The 15,473-nt window shown below is 59.0% G+C and carries 15 protein-coding genes and 1 pseudogene; 9 read left to right on the top strand and 7 right to left on the bottom strand.

Annotation, left to right across the window (positions count from 1 at the left end; translation table 11 throughout):
- Positions 1-111: 111 nt before the first annotated feature.
- From ACK83U_RS25380 to ACK83U_RS25370, 3 genes and pseudogenes are all read right to left on the bottom strand, one after another.
- On the bottom strand, positions 112-1,338 hold the full coding sequence (locus tag ACK83U_RS25380) for an alpha-D-ribose 1-methylphosphonate 5-triphosphate diphosphatase (protein WP_112604014.1): 1,227 nt from the start codon (positions 1,336-1,338) through the stop codon (positions 112-114).
- Positions 1,339-1,519: 181 nt separating this feature from the next.
- Positions 1,520-2,083: a cytochrome b gene (locus tag ACK83U_RS25375; protein ID WP_112604012.1), complete on the bottom strand. Its 564-nt coding sequence runs from the start codon at positions 2,081-2,083 to the stop codon at positions 1,520-1,522.
- Between the two features lie 323 nt (positions 2,084-2,406).
- Positions 2,407-2,691: pseudogene (locus ACK83U_RS25370) on the bottom strand (helix-turn-helix transcriptional regulator); the annotation flags it as partial.
- Positions 2,692-2,760: 69 nt separating this feature from the next.
- Between ACK83U_RS25370 and ACK83U_RS25365 the strand changes: the two are divergent.
- The 6 genes from ACK83U_RS25365 to mnhG are packed head-to-tail and all read left to right on the top strand — an operon-like array spanning position 2,761 to position 8,761.
- Positions 2,761-5,682, top strand: coding sequence for a monovalent cation/H+ antiporter subunit A (locus tag ACK83U_RS25365; protein WP_412475036.1), 2,922 nt, complete (start codon positions 2,761-2,763; stop codon positions 5,680-5,682).
- Positions 5,682-6,020 carry a Na+/H+ antiporter subunit C gene (locus ACK83U_RS25360; protein WP_015342763.1) on the top strand — a complete coding sequence of 113 codons (339 nt, stop codon included), beginning with the start codon at positions 5,682-5,684 and terminating at the stop codon, positions 6,018-6,020. Before ACK83U_RS25365 ends, ACK83U_RS25360 begins: the two co-directional genes overlap by 1 nt.
- The gene (locus ACK83U_RS25355; RefSeq protein WP_112604006.1) at positions 6,017-7,627 is read left to right on the top strand and encodes a monovalent cation/H+ antiporter subunit D; all 1,611 of its coding nucleotides are present in this window, start codon (positions 6,017-6,019) and stop codon (positions 7,625-7,627) included. The genes ACK83U_RS25360 and ACK83U_RS25355 overlap by 4 nt, the downstream gene beginning before the upstream one ends.
- Positions 7,627-8,103 carry a Na+/H+ antiporter subunit E gene (locus ACK83U_RS25350; RefSeq protein WP_112604004.1) on the top strand — a complete coding sequence of 159 codons (477 nt, stop codon included), beginning with the start codon at positions 7,627-7,629 and terminating at the stop codon, positions 8,101-8,103. Before ACK83U_RS25355 ends, ACK83U_RS25350 begins: the two co-directional genes overlap by 1 nt.
- Complete coding sequence (locus tag ACK83U_RS25345) at positions 8,100-8,381, top strand: K+/H+ antiporter subunit F (RefSeq protein WP_112604003.1); 282 nt, start codon at positions 8,100-8,102, stop codon at positions 8,379-8,381. Before ACK83U_RS25350 ends, ACK83U_RS25345 begins: the two co-directional genes overlap by 4 nt.
- A complete protein-coding gene (gene mnhG, locus ACK83U_RS25340; RefSeq protein WP_112604001.1) occupies positions 8,378-8,761 on the top strand; it encodes a monovalent cation/H(+) antiporter subunit G in 384 nt (127 codons plus the stop codon). The genes ACK83U_RS25345 and mnhG overlap by 4 nt, the downstream gene beginning before the upstream one ends.
- Positions 8,762-8,822: 61 nt before the next feature.
- Here the strand turns inward: mnhG and ACK83U_RS25335 are convergent, their stop codons facing one another.
- The gene (locus ACK83U_RS25335; protein WP_112603999.1) at positions 8,823-9,359 is read right to left on the bottom strand and encodes a GNAT family N-acetyltransferase; all 537 of its coding nucleotides are present in this window, start codon (positions 9,357-9,359) and stop codon (positions 8,823-8,825) included.
- Positions 9,360-9,714: 355 nt separating this feature from the next.
- Here ACK83U_RS25335 and ACK83U_RS25330 point away from each other — a divergent pair, with 355 nt between their 5' ends.
- From ACK83U_RS25330 to ACK83U_RS25320, 3 genes are all read left to right on the top strand, one after another.
- Entirely contained in the window at positions 9,715-9,894 is a 180-nt protein-coding gene (locus tag ACK83U_RS25330; RefSeq protein ID WP_184373646.1) for a hypothetical protein, read from the top strand.
- Between the two features lie 336 nt (positions 9,895-10,230).
- On the top strand, positions 10,231-10,812 hold the full coding sequence (locus ACK83U_RS25325; protein ID WP_112603997.1) for a hypothetical protein: 582 nt from the start codon (positions 10,231-10,233) through the stop codon (positions 10,810-10,812).
- Between the two features lie 417 nt (positions 10,813-11,229).
- Positions 11,230-12,294 (top strand): glycosyltransferase, encoded by a 1,065-nt coding sequence (locus ACK83U_RS25320; protein ID WP_112604067.1) that lies wholly within the window; start codon positions 11,230-11,232, stop codon positions 12,292-12,294.
- Between the two features lie 152 nt (positions 12,295-12,446).
- Here the strand turns inward: ACK83U_RS25320 and ACK83U_RS25315 are convergent, their stop codons facing one another.
- The 3 genes from ACK83U_RS25315 to ACK83U_RS25305 form a co-directional block, all read right to left on the bottom strand.
- Positions 12,447-13,610 (bottom strand): glycoside hydrolase family 5 protein, encoded by a 1,164-nt coding sequence (locus tag ACK83U_RS25315; protein ID WP_412474915.1) that lies wholly within the window; start codon positions 13,608-13,610, stop codon positions 12,447-12,449.
- Positions 13,611-13,686: 76 nt separating this feature from the next.
- Positions 13,687-14,169 (bottom strand): nuclear transport factor 2 family protein, encoded by a 483-nt coding sequence (locus ACK83U_RS25310; protein ID WP_112603993.1) that lies wholly within the window; start codon positions 14,167-14,169, stop codon positions 13,687-13,689.
- A 17-nt stretch (positions 14,170-14,186) separates the two neighbouring features.
- Entirely contained in the window at positions 14,187-15,425 is a 1,239-nt protein-coding gene (locus ACK83U_RS25305) for a YbfB/YjiJ family MFS transporter (protein WP_112603991.1), read from the bottom strand.
- Positions 15,426-15,473: the final 48 nt, after the last annotated feature.

Below are 15,473 nucleotides of genomic sequence, written 5' to 3'. Positions count from 1 at the left end.
CGCGGGATTGCTGACTTGCATGATCAGTGTCGGTTTAGCCTCCCTTCTTCAATGAATGGGGCCATCCCGGGCCACAAAATACGGCCTATGACGCCGTGCTTTGATGTGCCGCTAGTGCCCAGCGGCAATGGCTCGATAGGCCTCGCGGCCGGCGACCCAGGTGCACCGGACGACGGGTACATCGCCCTCGGGCCATTCGACCAGGATGAGGTCGGCTCGACTGCCGACCTTGATCGTACCGCGATCGTCAAGGCCCGATGCCCGTGCGGGATTGCCGGAGACCAGCGGCCACAGATCTTGCAGCGATCCCACGCCATCTGCCTTCAGGCGCGCGAGTCCCAGCAGCATGGCGGGATAATAATAATCCGAGGCGAGGATATCGCAGAGGCCCTCGCGGATCATGTCGGCGGCCCCGATCGAGGCGAGATGACTGCCGCCGCGCGTTGCATTCGGCGCGCCGAAGACAATAAAATCACCCGCATCACGGGCGGCGCGCGCCACGCGGCGGTTCATGGGGAATTCGCAGATACGTGCACCGCGTGCGCGATAGAAATCACGCGTCTCAATCTGGCTGTCGTCATGCGAAAGCATTGGAGCGCCGGCAGCCTCGCCAAGCGCTGAGACTTTGTTGATAGCCGCCAGCACTTGCGGCCGGCGCTCCCACATGGTGCGTGCCATGGCGATCATGTCGGAGACAGGCAGCTTTGCCCTCTTCGCCCGTTCGGCCATCTTGTCCGCGAAAACCGGTGAGCCCGGATCCAGAGCTGGGAAATTCGGGTCGAGATCGAACGGCCGTTCCTGCAGCGATATCGAGGGATCAAGCAGCAGCATCGATGTGTGATCGTTGAAGGCAATGGAGGGCCGGCGAGTACGTGACAACGCATCGCGAATAAGATCGATCGCCTCAAAACAAAATGTTTCCCAGCGCAATTGTACCCGGTTGTCGACCATCAACCTGGAAGCCAGCGTATCGAGGGAGGAAACCACCGCGCGGCCGTTGTCGACGGAGCGCAGCCCCGGCTCCCAACTCAAGGTCAGTGCGTGGAAGGCTGTGGCGATGCCATTGGCAGCAAGCTGTCGATCCGTTTCGAGCAGCGCCGGCGCAACAGGCAACATCGTGCCCGGACGCGGCATGAGCTGTCGCTCGAAAGCGTCGCCGTGGACATCCACGAAAGCTGGCCCGAGAAGATGACCGCGCCCGTCGATAACGGCGGCTCCGTCGCGCGCACCGTCGATATCAGTGATACGTCCCTCTTCGATCCGTATCGATGCTGGTTGCAGGCGGTCGCCGAAGACAACGGTGGCGCCCTCGATGAGAATGGGAGAATTGTGGTGCATGGGCGGCCTGTTTCGCGACGTGACGAGGGCGGGAATCGCAGCCCTGTGGCGGCTGATTTCCAGCACGTGCTTCTAGTGACACGATATGACAGATTTGAGAATGCTGTTGCCAAATCTCCCATCCAAAACGGCTGCCGCCGCCCACCGTGGTCGAGCAATGGATATCGACACTATCGATACGTCAAAGTCCAAGCATTCTCTGCAACACCTCATCTCTCCGAATGAAATGGTGCCAGAGGGCTGCCAGTATATGCAGGCTGACAAGAACATAGAGGCAGTAAGCACCGTATTCGTGGATCTGCGCAGCGATTCTTTCCAAGCCCCTGTCAGGCGACAGCAGGTTGGGCCATTGGAAGAGACCGAACCAGGGCAGATCATGCCCCCCAGCGGCGGAGGTGGTGTAGCCGGCAAGCGGCATCAAGATCATCAGGGCGTACAGCAGGATATGCGCGCCGCGCGCTGCGTGATGGTTGAAGACGTCTAGCGGACGCCGATGGGCGGGTTCGCCAAACGAAAGTCTCAGCGGCAGCCGGATGGCGATGAGGACAAGCGCCGTCATGCCGAGCGATTTATGTACATCGAGGAGGGCGCGGCGCAGAGGCGTGCCGGGTGTGAGATAAGAACAATAGAGACCGATAAGGAGCGCGGAAATGATGATGACAGCCATTAGCCAATGCAGGAGCCGTTGCGATGGCCGGTAGCGGGCTGTCGGAAGCGTGGTTGATGCTTCGTTGGTGATGGACATATGTTTCTCCGGTCGTCCTGGGGTACTGCGCGGATGCGGTGATCGGCGCGAATGTGGCTGATTTGAGGGCCTATTCATTCACCTTCCTGCGAGCGGAGTCGGATCGACAGCCGGCAAGGCTTCCCAGGGCGGCAAAACGGGCTGTCCGTTGCCTCATAGAGAACAGGCCTGCCGCCCGGCGCTTTGCTCGTGCCAGATGCCGGTCGCCGATCCTATCGGTCTGCCTTCGGAGGGAGGATCTGGGCCTTGTCGCCGGCGGTAGACAGGATCTCGCAGCTCTCGGTACGGGACGGCGCTTGACCCTCCGTGGCGAGAGCCTTGGTACAGATGCCGATCTCGTGCCCCTGGATCCGGAAGAAGGCGATGCCTCCGGCCTCGAGCGCCAGTCGCAGTTGCGCTTCCGTCGCCCGATGCAGGCTATGGCGATTGCCCTCGTAATCGCGGATCGTGCTGCGCGACACGCCCGAACGGTCGGCAAGGTCCATCTGCGTCCAATCGAGGAAGCCGCGGGCCGCCCGGCAGAGCGCTGGTGTCAAAATCATCGCCATCTTACCTTGACGCAGGGTTTCAAGCTGCCCATATTGGGCGATATCTATCATATAGGGCATAATATAGCGGATTTCCAGGGGTTTTGCCGACTGGCGTGATCCGGCCAAGCGAAGGAGCAACGTTTTGGGATAACGAGCGGGCCTATTTTTATTTTAGCACTTTTGGCTCTGCCGTTTATCGGAAGTCTTCTTTCCGTATGCCTCTTGCGCACGCAGTCACGGCGTGGCCCGGCCTGGATTGCCGGAGCTGTCACATTTCTGGCGCTGTTGATTTCCGCAAGCTTCTATCCTGCCGTCAAAAACGGCGGTGTCGTCCGTTATAGCATAGAATGGCTGCCGCAGTTGGGGCTTGATTTCAGTCTCAGGCTGGATGGCTTTGCGTGGCTGTTTTCGCTCGTCATCACCGCCATCGGTTTTCTCGTCATCGTCTATGCTCGCTACTACATGTCGGAGGAGGACCCGGTTCCCCGCTTCTTCTCCTTCCTGCTTGCCTTCATGGGTGCGATGCTCGGCATCGTGTTGTCGGGCAATGTCATTCTGCTCTCGATATTCTGGGAGCTGACCAGCATCTTCTCCTTCCTGCTCATCAGCTATTGGCACAATTCGGCTGCCGCTCGTGATGGTGCCCGTATGGCGCTGACGATCACCGGGATTGGCGGATTCTGCCTGCTGGTCGGGCTGATCCTGCTCGGCCATATCGTCGGCAGCTACGATCTGGACAAGATCCTGACGTCCGGCGATATCATCCGCAATCATCCGCTCTATCTGCCTGCATTGATACTCATCCTGCTCGGTGCGCTGACCAAGAGTGCGCAGTTTCCCTTCCATTTCTGGCTTCCGAATGCGATGGCGGCGCCGACGCCCGTCTCCGCCTATCTGCATTCAGCTACCCTGGTGAAGGCAGGCGTTTTCCTGCTGGCGCGCTTCTGGCCGGTTCTCGCCGGCACGAATGAGTGGTTCTACATTGTCGGCGCCGCCGGCATCATCACGCTGCTGCTCGGCGCCTATTTCGCAATGTTCCAGCAGGATCTCAAAGGGCTGCTCGCCTATTCGACGATCAGCCATCTCGGTCTCATCACAACGCTGCTCAGCCTCGGCAGTCCGCTTGCGACGGTTGCCGCCATCTTCCACATGCTGAACCACGCGACCTTCAAGGCGTCGCTGTTTATGGCGGCGGGCATCATCGATCACGAGACCGGCACGCGTGATATGCGCCGTTTGAGTGGCTTGTTCCGCCATATGCCGTTCACCGGGGCGCTTGCGATCGTCGCGAGTGCCGCCATGGCCGGCGTGCCGTTGCTCAATGGCTTTCTATCCAAGGAAATGTTCTTCGCCGAAGCGATCGAAACCCATGCTGATTCCATCCTCGATCGTATGCTTCCCTATGTGGCGACGCTCGCAAGCGCCTTCAGCGTCGCCTATTCGCTGCGCTTCATTCAGACGGTGTTTTTCGGGCCGGCGCCGACCGATCTGCCGATCGCCAAGCCGCATGAGCCGCCGCGCTGGATGCGCTTCCCGATCGAGCTTCTGGTCGTGGTATGCCTGGTTGTCGGCATCGTTCCGGCGCTTTCGGTGGCGCCCTTCCTGCAGGCAGCCGTCGTCAGCGTTCTCAACGCCGATACGCCGCAATACAGCCTCTCTCTCTGGCACGGCTTCAATCTGCCTGTTATCATGAGCATTGTCGCATTGGTCGGCGGGACGGTGTTCTATTTCGCCTTCAAGGATTATTTTTCGCGATGTGACGACGGTCCGCCCCTCTTTCGCCGCATGAAGGGGCAGCGCATCTTCGAGCGGGTGCTGGTCGAGGTTTCCTGGCACTGGGCGCGAATAGCCGAAAAGCGGATCGGCACGCGCAAGCTGCAGCCGCAGCTTCGCTGGGTGGTGGCAACAGGCTTTGCGGCCGGCCTGCTGCCGCTCTATCTGTCGGGCTTCCAGGCCAAGCATTTTGCCTTTTCAGGCGCCGATCCGGTGTTCGCCGTCGTCTGGGCGATCGGGATTTGCCTGGCGATCGGCACTGCCTTTTTTGCCAAATATCATCGGCTTGTTGCCTTGGTGATGCTGGGTGGGGTCGGATTGATCGTCTGCATGACGTTCATCTGGCTGTCGGCACCGGATCTTGCGATTACCCAACTTCTCGTCGAGATCGTCACGACGGTGCTCATCCTTCTAGGCTTGCGCTGGCTGCCGAAGCGGACAGAAGGGATTGACGATACGGTGAATTTACGCGCTCGTTTCCGACGCTTCCGCGATTTGGCGCTCGCCGTCATCTGCGGCATCGGCATGATGTTCATTTCCTATGCCGTCATGACCATGCCGGTGCCTGACGCCATCGCGAATTACTTCCTGGAAAATGCCTATTCGAAGGGCGGCGGCCGTAATGTCGTCAACGTCATCTTGGTCGATTTCCGTGGCTTCGATACGCTTGGCGAAATCGCCGTCCTCGGTGTCGTCGCCTTGACTGTCTATGCGCTGCTGCGTCGTTTCCGCCCGGCGCCCGACAGCATGGAGATGCCGGAGCAGCAGCAGATCCAGAACCGTTTCGACGAGGAACGGCCGGAGCGCTCGGCCGGCGATACCGTGCGCGACTATCTGCTGGTGCCCTCCGTCATCATGCAGTGGATGTTCCCCTTCGTGATCGCTCTTTCGGTCTATATCTTCATGCGTGGGCATGACGCGCCGGGCGGCGGCTTCTCGGCCGGTCTCACGCTCTCGATCGCCTTCCTGTTGCAATATCTGGCCGGCGGCACGCGTTGGGCGGAGGATCGCATCCGCATCCTGCCGCTGCGATGGATGGGCGCCGGGCTTCTGATCGCGACGGCAACGGGCATCGGCGCCTGGTTCTTCGGCTATCCATTCCTCACCTCGCATTTCCAGTATCTGGACCTGCCGTTGCTCGGCAAGGTTCCGGCGGCAAGCGCGCTGTTCTTCGATCTCGGCGTTTTCCTGCTCGTCGTGGGATCCACGGTTCTGATCCTCGTCGCGCTTGCGCACCAGTCGATCCGTATCAACCGCTTGCGTGCGCTCGATGCCGACAAGGCAAAGGGGGACTGATGGAACTCATCTTGTCCATTGCAATCGGTGTCATGACGGCTTGCGGGGTCTGGCTGATCCTGCGCCCGCGCACCTACCAGGTCATCATCGGCCTGTCTTTGCTCTCCTATGCGGTCAATCTCTTCATCTTCGGCGTCGGCGGCGTGAAGACGAATGTGCCGCCGCTGCTTGGCGATGGCACGGCAACGCACGCCTTGGCAGATCCGGTGCCGCAGGCTCTGGTGCTGACTGCGATCGTTATCGGCTTTGCAACAACAGCTCTGTTCCTGGTCGTACTGCTTGCCTCACGCGGCCTCACCGGTACGGACCATGTCGATGGCAGGAGTGACCGGAAATGACTGGCTGGTCGCATCATCTCATCATCGCCCCAATCCTGGTTCCCCTTGTCGCGGGTGCGTTGCTTGTGTTCATCGATGAGCGTTCGCGCACGCTGAAGGCGCTCATCAGCCTCGTTGCAACGCTATTGCTGGTGGGCATTGCGCTTGCGCTCTTCCGTGCAGAAGGCGGATCGCCGGGGCAAGAGCGTGCCTATCTGCTAGGAAACTGGAGCGCGCCCTTCGGCATCGTGCTTGTGCTCGATGGCTTGTCGGCACTCATGCTGCTGCTGACATCCATCGTTACCGTTGCCGCGTTGATATTTTCGTTGGCGCGTTGGCATGCGGTCGGTGCGCATTTCCACACCATGTTCCAGTTGCTGCTGATGGGTGTCAACGGTGCGTTCCTGACGGGTGATCTCTTCAATCTCTTCGTCTTCTTTGAGGTCATGCTGGCCGCATCTTATGGCCTTCTGCTGCACGGCTCCGGGCCGCTCCGGGTCAAGGCGGGCATGCATTACATTGCCGTCAATCTCGCAGCCGCGCTGCTCTTCCTTATCGGCGTCAGCCTGATCTATGGCACGGCGGGAACGTTGAACATGGCGGATCTTGCCATGCGCATCCCGGAAATGTCGGCAGATCGCCGCATGTTGATGCAGGCGGGCGCCGGCGTGCTCGGCATCGCATTCCTCATCAAGGCCGGCATGTGGCCGCTCTGCTTCTGGCTGCCGACGGCCTATAGCGCGGCGTCGGCGCCGGTTGCGGGCGTATTTGCCATTCTCAGTAAGCTTGGCATCTACGTCATCCTGCGGCTGACCATGCTGCTGTTCAACGCTGGTCCGTCCGCCGGCTTCGGCGCGACCGTGCTTCTCTATGGCGGGATGGCAACGCTGATCTTCGGAACGATCGGTGTGCTGGCGTCGCAGGCGCTTGGCCGGCTGGCGGGTTTTTCGGTGCTGGTCTCATCCGGTACGCTGGTTACGGTGATCGGTATCAACGATGGCTCGATCTCGGCCGGTGCGCTAATGTATCTCGTCAGCTCGACGTTGACGATCAGCGCATTCTTCATGCTGATCGAGCTCGTCGAGCGCGGACAGGATGCGGGCGCCAGCGTTCTCGCGGTCACGATGGAGGCCTATGGCGATGCCGAGGAGAAGGAGCCGGCAGAAGGCGATGGCGTGACCATGCCCGGCACCATGGCGATGCTCGGCATCTGCTTTGCCGCCTGCGGCATCCTGTTGGCCGGCCTGCCGCCACTTTCCGGCTTCGTCTCCAAGTTCGCCATGCTCTCGGCCATGATGGGGACCGGCGCGATCGGCATTCCGCCGAGCACTGCGGTATGGGCGTTGATCCTGCTGGTCATTCTTTCCGGCATTGCCGCTTTGATCGCCATGACACGGGCCGGCATACGCACATTCTGGAGTTCGCTGGAGGGCACTGTTCCCCGTGTGCTTGTCATCGAGATATTCCCGGTCATGGGCTTGCTCGCATTGACGCTGGCACTGACCATTTGGGCCGGCCCCGTCATGCAATATATGGATGCGACCATCCGCACGCTCAGCGATCCCAATCTCTATGTCGATGCAGTCCGCAATGCCGTGGTCGCGCCGGCAAAGACGGGAGGCCTGTGATGCTGCCTTATCCGCTCCTGGCGCTGAGCCTGATCCTGATGTGGCTGCTGCTAAGCGGCTTCACGCTCGGTCAGCTTATCCTCGGCATCATCGTCGCGGTCTTTGCCTCCTGGGGGATGGCATCGCTACGACCCGAAAAGCCGCGGCTGTGGAAATGGTATCTGCTGCCCAAACTCTTCTTTCGGGTCGTTTTCGATGTGGTGAAATCGAATGGACAAGTGGCCTGGATCATCCTGAGAGGGCGCTCGCGCAAGACGATGCCGGGGTTTGTGGTTCTTGAGCTCAGGGTGCGGGATCAGATTCCGCTGGCGCTGCTTGCGGTTATCCTGACCAGCACGCCGGGCTCTGCGTGGCTGGAATATGATTCCAACGACAACACGGTGCTGCTGCATGTGCTCGATCTCGAGAACGAGGCGCAATGGCGTCAAACGGTCGCCAACCGTTATGAAAACCTGCTGATGGAGATTTTTGCATGAGCGCCACGATCATCCAGATATCCGTTACGATTGCGCAGATGATGATCGTGGCGGCGATGGCGATCGCCTTCATTCGTATGTTCCGGGGACCGCGCGCGCAGGATCGCATCATTGCACTCGACACGCTTTATGTGAATGCCATGCTGCTCCTGTTGATTTTCGGCATTGGAACCGCCCGCGTCGTCTATTTCGAGGCGGCACTCGTCATCGGCATGCTGGGTTTTGTCGCAACGGTTGCCTTGGCGAAATTTCTGATGCGCGGGGAGGTGATCGAATGAGCGCCTCATTTGAAAACATACCTCTGTGGGCCGCTATCCCCGTCGGCGGACTTCTCGTGACCGGCGCTTTCCTGACGCTCGTCGGCGCCATCGGGTTTCTGAGGCTTGGAACATTCTACGAGCGCATTCACGCGCCGACATTGGGAACGAGCGGCGGCATCGGCGCGATCATGATCGCGTCGATGATCTTCTTTTCGACCGCGACGCGGTCCCTCGTCATTCATGAACTGCTGATCGGTATTTTCATAACCGTGACGACGCCGATCACCTTCATGCTGCTCGCCCGCGCAGCTCTGCATCGCGATCGTGCCGAGCAGAACGGCAATGTTCCGCCAAAACAATCGCCCGAGCAGAAGCCGGCCGAGGGGCGTCACTCATAAACGACCAACGACTACTGCCGCATGAAGATGCGGCGCTGCGTCTTCTATGGGATCGCGGTACTTAACGCTCAAGCATATAGCAACACTGGACGATGGTTTCGCGACGCGCCCGCGAAAAGAGCTCCCTGTAGCTGGCTTGGCGGAAGCCCAGTTTGGTCAGAACCCGTCCCGAGGCGGGGTTGTCGGATGCGTGACCGGATTCGAGCCTGGACAAGCCGACCACCTGGAAGGCAAAGCCGATCAGTGCTCGCGCCGCCTCGAAGGCATAGCCCTTTCCCCAGGCTTGCCTTTCCAGCCAATAGCCAAGGCTGCCCTCACTCCCGGTAATGCCATCGACGTCGACGATGCCGATCATTCTTTCCTCTTGTTCGATGGCGAAACGATAGGCGGAGCCTTCGGCCCATTCGCGTCCATGGCTGGAAAACCAATCTCTGATATCGCTTTCGTCCGGGGGGTATGAGGCGTTGCTCAGCATACGTGTCACGGCCCAGTCGCTCTGGATTTCGAATGCGCGTGTAGCGTCGATGGCCGAGGTAGGGCGCAAGCGGAGGCGTACCGTCTCGATAGAAGAGCGCTGGATTGATTTTGCTGTCATCATGGAAGTGTCTTGCCGGTAGAAAGATGGCGATGTGCGGTGAGGGCTCCTGAGTTTACTATCTCTGCGCGAGATGATGATGGGAAGCGATTTTATCAAGCTGCCGTTTTTTAGTCTTAGCCAATATATTGCCGCAATGGGCGCGCAAAAGCGCCGCCTCTTGCGGGCCTGGCCTGCGGGAATGTGGGACCGGCCGTGAGAGCGTTCCGTTTACGAGGGGCGAACCCCCTTTCGCGGTCCGGTCCTTTATCGCCGCGTCTTCCCGCAGATCCCCGCCGACCGCTGAAGCCGTGCCGTAACCTTCATTGAGGCAGCGCGACGGCACTGCCGGTACTCGCGTCTATGACGTCTTCGTCGATTGTTTCCAGAACGTCTGCTCAATCATATCCGCATTGAAGATGCGGCATACGAACATGATAGCTTCGATCAAGATGCTGCAACAAAGTTCTTGTTCTATCGGCATGGCGACCTGACGAAGGTGGTCGCATCGATGAACACCTATGAATTTGCCGGACAACAAAATAGCGGTCAGCGCTAGCTGCCATCAATAAATTGTCGATACGCCACAAGTTTTATACTGTCGCGGGTTACTTCGAAGCGAGTATGCGCAGCAGCACGAGGGTGTCGAAGTTCCAGATCGGAACGAGAGCGGCCTGTCCCAGCGAATGAAAAGATAAGAAATTTGCGCTTCGGGGTCGAAAAGGCCGCAATAGGACGGCCGAAATGGCGATTTGCCCCGCAATAATAACGGATTATGTTGCCATTATACATCTATCCTTTACATATATGCGGGCATCCCTGTGGAGGAGCTCCGTCAGCTTTTTTGAAGCGATGGCGGCGTGACAAGGAACGCTAACCTGAAGAGATCAGATCAATGGCAAACTTTCTTGAGAAATGGACTTCCAAAAAGGCTGACAAGCCGAAGGCTGGTGCGCGGAACGTTGTTGATACATTTCGTGCCCGAGTAGCAGAACAGAAGGCATATCTGGAGGAGTACGAGCGCGACGCGGCTGGCTTCAAGAAGTGGCGCTCCACCTGGTTCCAGCGCGTTCCGGGCGGATATGGCGTAACGGTCGGTCGTGACTCGATCAATGCCGGTCGCGGCTTGAGCTATGTCGTCGTCGATACCATCAAGGACGTGGCTGAGTTTCTCGATGATCTCGCCTATCATGCGGAACACGATGTTGGTTTCCAGCAGGCTCTCGAGCAGAACCGCCAGCGTCGTGTCGCACTCCTGAACGCGGCAAAGACGGGAGGCAAGGCAACAACGTCCAAAGCGAAAGCCAAGGCAAAGCCCGTAGCGGCAAAACCGGCTGCCGCCAAGCCCGCTACCGCCAAGACGTCGACGAGAGCTACCCGGGCAAAGGCCGCTGTGGCAGCTCCCGCACCGGCCGCCGCAGAAGCGGCAAAGCCGAAGCGCACTCGCAGGACGAAGGCCGCCGGCGCGGCAGAATAAAGCTGAAGAAGCCCGCCTCGCGCGGGCTTCATTTTGTCTTCCTTCTGCATGGAGGATTATGCGTCAGTTGAGGTGAGACGTAGCATCTAGCAGCATCTAGCAGCATCTATGTTGCAGATGCCGTTTCACGGACAGGAACGAATACTCGGATCGCGATAGGCATAGCTGGCGCTTCGGACTTTATCGCATGAGTGGATCGGTGAAATTTCCATCATGTGTGTCGGTCATTCAAAAGCCATAAAACTGGTGAGACTTGGAAAGGCAAGATGGATCGGCATGATCCAATAGCCGTTGCTTGATATGTTCGTGAGGCATCAGCCTGCATCACCGCATATCCCTGTTTGCAACGCGCTCATCCATAAGGACCTGAATGAGAAGGTTCGCCGCAACCAAAGCAGATCTGCGAGGTTCAATGCGATGCATTCCATCCAAGACCGCGTTCCCGTGTCTATCGTCATTGCGAACTATAATTACGCGCATTTTCTGAGGCGCAGTATCGATAGCGCATTGGAACAGGATTACGATGAGGCTGAAGTCATCGTCGTCGATGATGCATCGACCGATGCGACGGCTGATGTCATCGCCGCCTATGGCTCTCGAATAAAGACATGTCTGCGTGAGATGAACGGTGGACATGCTGCCGCATTCAACACAGGCTTCGCATCCAGCCATGGCGAGATCGTGCTGTTTCTCGATGCAGATGATTATCTTTATCCGAATGCAGTATCGGAAGTTGTCGAAGCCTGGGAGGACAGGACAGCACAGGTGCAGTTCAGACTGCATATCGTTGACGAGAAAATGCAGGTGAAGGATGTATTCCCGCCTGTCGAATTGCCCTTCGATTCCGGCGACGTCACTCCGGAACTGCTGCGGAAAGGCCGCTATCAGACGACGGTCACCAGCGGTTTGGCATTCAAGCGTGCGGTGCTGGACAAGGTCATGCCGGTGCCCGAGCCGGAGTTTCGGCAGGGAGCGGATGGATATCTTGCCACGGTTGCGCCGCTTCATGGTGAGGTAACCTCCATCGAAGATTGCCTCGGCGCCTATCGTATTCATGGTGCAAATCATTCTGTCTTCGCGGAAAAGCTCGGACAGCGCGCGCGCTGGCGGATAAAACATGATTTCCGCCGGCTGGAGGCCCTGTCGGATCAGGCAAGCGAGATCGGACTGAACATGCGTGACGATGCCGGCCTCCACGACCCCGTGCATCTGGAGGAGCGTCTGGCATCGCTTTGCATCGACAGGGACCAGCATCCTGTCGCGAATGATTCCAGACTCTCCCTAGCCGCGGCCGGCGCGGCTGCCAGTCTCAAGATGAATGCGTCGCGAAAGCGCCGGCTGATGCTGGCCGGATGGTTTCTTTCCGTCGGTGTCCTGCCCAGGGATATGGCAAAGACTATCCTCTCGTGGAAGCTTGTGGCCTCGTCCCGGCCTCCGTTTCTCCTGCGCCTCTCGAAAACCATCAGGCATGCGATGGGATAGCTGGATTCCTGAAGACATGGAGTCTCTTGCGCCAATGAATTGACACTGATCCTATTCGGCCGTGCCTGATTTATGCGATGGTCCCATCAAGGCGTCGACCACGGCCTGATGATGGATATTCCTGTCATAGCGGCTGTCGGTTGCAAGCTGCATCAACCCGTAAAAGGCGGTTCTGGCGGAAGGTTTCTTGCCCTCGCGCGGAGATAGGCAATCAGGCGACGATAATTTGCATTCGTCTTGATCTCCAGCGGATTGCCGGCGCCCATCTTCTTCAATGGCCACCACGACCAGCCAATACCATTCTTCTCCTGCAATTCTACAGCGCGGGTATACCATTCATTATTGTTTTCGCCGGATTCACCGTTCCATAGCGGCATGTCATATTGCTCGCGCAGCTTCAGGAAAGGCTCGATCGATTCCTGCGTCGTCGGTGTCCAGTATTTGTGAAAGCTGAGCGCCGTGTTGCGGTCATCGATCGGCAGTACGCCGGCATAATTGTTGCCCCAGCAATTGCCCTCGATAATAAGCATATGGTTGGTATCGATCGCGCGGATGGCGCTGATAGTGCGCCGATAGATGTCGCGTAGCGGCCGGTTTTCGGTCTCCCGGCAGCCGCCTTTGTCTTTCTTGTCCTGAAAACCCCAATTCGGCTCGTTGAGCAGGTCGTAACCCGCAATCGTCGGCTCGTCCCTGTAGCGACGGGCGATCTCGGTCCACAGCGCGATCATCATTGCCTGGTTCTCATCGCTGTGCCAGAGCGAGGGCTTGTCCGGATCGCGGTCGGAAATGGCGATGTCGTGACCCTGGCCGCCAGGCGCCGCATGCAGGTCGAGGATCAAGTACATGTCATTGGCTTTCAGCCAGCGGATCAAAAGGTCGATCCGCCGAAAGCCCTCTTCGTTCCAGACAATGTTCTTGGACGTGTTTCTGCCGTGCTTGTCCTCGATGAAGAGGTTCCAGTGCATCGGCAGGCGCACGCTGTTGAAGCCCCATTTGGCCATTGCGTCGATATCGGCTTTCGTCACGGCATTATCGAGCCAGGATCGATAGAATTGCTCGGTCCTTTTCTCGCCGATGATTTCGGAAATGCGGTGGCGAATGACGTGCTGCGCCTTGAGATTGGCAAGGCCCATCATGTAGCCTTCCTGCACCATCCAGCCGCCGAGGCCGAGACCGCGCAGGATCAGCGGATCGCCCTTGCCGTCGACGATCCGCTGATGATCGGCGCGAACGAATCCCTCGGCCTGCGCCGGCGGTGCAAATGACCCAAGGCAGATAATGGACAGGCTGGTAAGGAACAGCAAAAAATGCCTCATGAATCCCAACTCGCGTGAAACTTTGGCGCCATGTGGGCAAGGTAGCGCGCAGAGGGCCAAAGTCTCGTGACAACATCTACGCCGGCCGCTCCAATGGTCCGCCGAAGATGATTTCCTGATAGGCAGCAAGCAGGGCAGGTTCCTCGATGGAGCCGTGATGGTGAAGCTGACGCCAGACGCCGTCGATCCGGGTGAACCAGCGTGTCGTTCGAATGCGAAGCTCGATACTCCTGCCGGCCGTGACGCAACTTCCCCTCTCACGCCCGACGAACAGGTGCCAGTCATCGCCGCCCTGGCTGGTAAAATCGTGGAATGCGACCTGGACTTTCGCCTTTCCACCAAACAGCTTCGCATAGCCCTCACGGATCGACGGCCATCCACGCCGGATGCCTCCGATCGGATTGTCCATGCTTGGCCTGTCGCTATCGGCCCAGTTGGCGGCGAGTGCGTCCAGGTCGCCGGCATTGAAGGCGCGATAAAAGCCGATGAGGGCATCGAGGGCGCCGCCATCCCCTACCATGTTTTCGCTGCCGGTAATCTCGGTCAAGCGTTCCGTCATCTCCAATTCTCCTGTCGTCATGCATCATGATCTCGAATGTGCTCCCGCGGAGTGCGGATAAACGCCGCGACAGAGAGGTCGATCGCCAGAGCGAGAATCATTGCGCCGGCTCCGATCAAGAAGAGCACGCCGTAGTTTCCGCCGGTTCGGGCAAAGACGAAGGAAAGTCCGTAGGCGGCTGCCGCCTGAAACAGGGCGAAGAATACGGTTGCCAGGCTCCACGCGACTTTCTGTTGCGCCGGATGGTGCGGCAGCAGTTCTGCGATCCTGCCGAGCATCAAGGGAACCGTGCCGGTTACGAAGGCGCCGACGATCAGGCTCGAGGCGATGAGCCAAGCCTGCCCGAGGCCAGAGGCGGGAATGGCGACTGCGACTGCCTCGAGAAGAAAGGCGAACCGCAGCGCTGCGGCAAAACCGGTGCGATCAGCCAGATGGCCGGCAAGGATCGGCCCGATGGTGGCGCCGAGGCCAAACAGCACCCAGTATTCCGCACCGACCTGCAAGCCCTCTCCCAATCCGCGGGCAACGAAATCCACGAGGAAGATCATGTGCGGAACCCAGCCAGCGGCATTCAGCGCATATTCGATGTAGAGCGCACGCAGCGTCCAGCGTTTCGGGACATGCATGGCATTATGGCTTGTGGCAGTGTGGCCAGCGACATCGTGCGGCCATCCGGCCCAGGCAATGATCGTGAGCAGCAGCGACAGGGCGCCGAGGCCAAGCCAGGTTTCGCGCAAGCCCTGTTGCAGCAGAAGTGGAACCAATGTGCCCGATAATGCGACGCCAGCGCCGATGCCCATGAAGATTATGCCGCTGGCAAGCCCTCGGCGAGACGGTGCGATCAGCGGCAGGACGGTCGGCGCTGCCAGAACCATCAGGGCGCCACCGGCAAGGCCGGCTGCAAAACGCCACGCAAAGAACCATGAAAAGCTGACGGGAAAGGCGCAGGCAAAGAAGGCTGCCGTTGCGGCAAGCATCATGATCCTGAGCGTCAGGACGGTGGAAGTGCGTGCGGCAATCGTCCGCCCGAGCAATGCGCCGACCAGATAGCCGGAAAGATTCGCGGCACCGAGATAGGCAGCCGCCGAGGCTTCGAACCAATGCGCATCGACGATGGCCGGCAGAAGCGGTGTATAGGCGAAACGAGCAAGGCCGATGCCGATCAGGCAAGCGCAGAATGCCGACAGGATGGCACGCCATGCCATTCGGGCATTCTGATGGTTCAGGTCGGTTTCATGCGCGGCAGTGTCGGTCATGGGAACTCTCTCAGCTATCTATGCTTGAGAGAATACGCGATGCGTTAT

This window comes from Rhizobium sp. WW22 (assembly GCF_047041135.1).
In the GTDB taxonomy this organism is placed as follows: domain Bacteria; phylum Pseudomonadota; class Alphaproteobacteria; order Rhizobiales; family Rhizobiaceae; genus Rhizobium.
Note: the sequence above shows the minus strand (reverse complement) of the source record. Positions and strands in the feature narration are given on the sequence as shown.

What these genes read in the sequence shown, in the direction of transcription:
- mnhG (WP_112604001.1), top strand. Translation starts at nt 8,378, where the DNA reads ATGAGCGCCTCATTTGAAAACATACCTCTGTGGGCCGCTATCCCCGTC.
- ACK83U_RS25310 (WP_112603993.1), bottom strand. Translation starts at nt 14,169, where the DNA reads ATGACGGAACGCTTGACCGAGATTACCGGCAGCGAAAACATGGTAGGG.
- ACK83U_RS25375 (WP_112604012.1), bottom strand. Translation starts at nt 2,083, where the DNA reads ATGTCCATCACCAACGAAGCATCAACCACGCTTCCGACAGCCCGCTAC.
- ACK83U_RS25345 (WP_112604003.1), top strand. Translation starts at nt 8,100, where the DNA reads ATGAGCGCCACGATCATCCAGATATCCGTTACGATTGCGCAGATGATG.
- ACK83U_RS25325 (WP_112603997.1), top strand. Translation starts at nt 10,231, where the DNA reads ATGGCAAACTTTCTTGAGAAATGGACTTCCAAAAAGGCTGACAAGCCG.
- ACK83U_RS25360 (WP_015342763.1), top strand. Translation starts at nt 5,682, where the DNA reads ATGGAACTCATCTTGTCCATTGCAATCGGTGTCATGACGGCTTGCGGG.
- ACK83U_RS25335 (WP_112603999.1), bottom strand. Translation starts at nt 9,359, where the DNA reads ATGATGACAGCAAAATCAATCCAGCGCTCTTCTATCGAGACGGTACGC.
- ACK83U_RS25350 (WP_112604004.1), top strand. Translation starts at nt 7,627, where the DNA reads ATGCTGCCTTATCCGCTCCTGGCGCTGAGCCTGATCCTGATGTGGCTG.
- ACK83U_RS25305 (WP_112603991.1), bottom strand. Translation starts at nt 15,425, where the DNA reads ATGACCGACACTGCCGCGCATGAAACCGACCTGAACCATCAGAATGCC.
- ACK83U_RS25320 (WP_112604067.1), top strand. Translation starts at nt 11,230, where the DNA reads ATGCATTCCATCCAAGACCGCGTTCCCGTGTCTATCGTCATTGCGAAC.
- ACK83U_RS25315 (WP_412474915.1), bottom strand. Translation starts at nt 13,610, where the DNA reads ATGAGGCATTTTTTGCTGTTCCTTACCAGCCTGTCCATTATCTGCCTT.
- ACK83U_RS25355 (WP_112604006.1), top strand. Translation starts at nt 6,017, where the DNA reads ATGACTGGCTGGTCGCATCATCTCATCATCGCCCCAATCCTGGTTCCC.
- ACK83U_RS25380 (WP_112604014.1), bottom strand. Translation starts at nt 1,338, where the DNA reads ATGCACCACAATTCTCCCATTCTCATCGAGGGCGCCACCGTTGTCTTC.